This window comes from Sulfitobacter sediminis (assembly GCF_040811725.1).
Taxonomy (GTDB): Bacteria; Pseudomonadota; Alphaproteobacteria; order Rhodobacterales; family Rhodobacteraceae; genus Sulfitobacter; species Sulfitobacter sediminis.
In genome coordinates this window covers 1-231 of sequence record NZ_JBFNXX010000289.1, presented here as the reverse complement: position 1 = coordinate 231, position 231 = coordinate 1, and the positions used below count along the sequence as shown (strand labels likewise).

1 protein-coding gene is annotated in these 231 nt (G+C 47.6%); it reads left to right on the top strand.

Translation table 11 applies throughout. The features are described 5' to 3' along the window. Positions 1-10: 10 nt before the first annotated feature. Positions 11-231 (top strand): Hsp70 family protein (locus tag AB2B41_RS23815; RefSeq protein ID WP_367880292.1); only part of this gene is annotated, 221 nt, incomplete at its 3' end.

Below are 231 nucleotides of genomic sequence, written 5' to 3'. Positions count from 1 at the left end.
AATGTATTTTATGGGTAAAATCATCGGAATCGACCTCGGTACAACCAACAGTGCTGTGGCCTACATGGTTGCTGGTAAGCCAGAGGTAATTGCAAATGCTGAAGGAAACCGTACCACACCAAGTGTCGTCGCCATCAACAAAACAGGCGAGCGTTTGGTTGGGCAAGTTGCTCAGCGCCAACGTGTGACGAACGCTAAGAACACTATTTATGGTGTAAAGCGTTTGATCGG